Here is a 692-nt window from a genome sequence, read left to right on the forward strand (position 1 = left end):
CCGCCCTGCCCCGACCACGCGCCGCAGCAGAACAAGCGTCGCCGGCTCGGCGGGCAGTCCGGGTCCGACCACCCAGGTGCCGCGGCGCGGGTCCGCGAGCAGCTCGGCGAGCGGCGCCTCGGTGACGATCACGCCCGGCGCGCCGCTGCGCAGCACGTCCGCGGCCGGGCGATCGGGGGCCAGGATGGTCAGCAACCCGGCACCACCGCGCCGCGCGCCCTCCGCCGCCAGCCGGGCGGCGCCGGTCATGCCCGCCCCCGCGACCACCGTGACATGGCCGCGGCTGTACTTGTGCGCGTCGATCCTGGCCACGGGCAGCCGCCACGCGCCGGGCAGGTTGTGCAGGCCGCGCGGCGCCACCGCGGCGAGGACGCTCGCCGGCAGGCCGATATCGGCCAGCACCACCTCGCCGCAGAGCAGGCGGCCAGGCAGCAGCAGGTGGCCGGGCTTGCGCCGGAAGAAGGTGACGGTCAGCGCGGCCCGGGGCGCGAAGCCCAGCACCTGCCCGGTCGCGCCATCCAGGCCCGAGGGCACGTCCACCGCCAGCACCGGCCCGCCGGCCGCGGCGAGGGTATCGGCGGCGATGCCCTCGACCGGGCGCGCGAGGCCCGCGCCGAACACCGCGTCGATGACCAGCCCCGCACGCGCGGCCTCGGCCGGCGCGAAGGGCACCACCGGGCCGCGCCAGCGCG

1 protein-coding gene is annotated in these 692 nt (G+C 79.3%); it reads right to left on the reverse strand.

Going from position 1 to position 692, the window contains the following annotated elements; all coding sequences use genetic code 11:
• The coding region (locus HW578_RS27325) for an NAD(P)H-hydrate epimerase (protein WP_304621659.1) at nucleotides 1-692 on the reverse strand (692 nt) is incomplete at both ends.

The organism is Roseomonas rosulenta (genome assembly GCF_016106005.1).
Taxonomy (GTDB): domain Bacteria; phylum Pseudomonadota; class Alphaproteobacteria; order Acetobacterales; family Acetobacteraceae; genus Neoroseomonas; species Neoroseomonas rosulenta.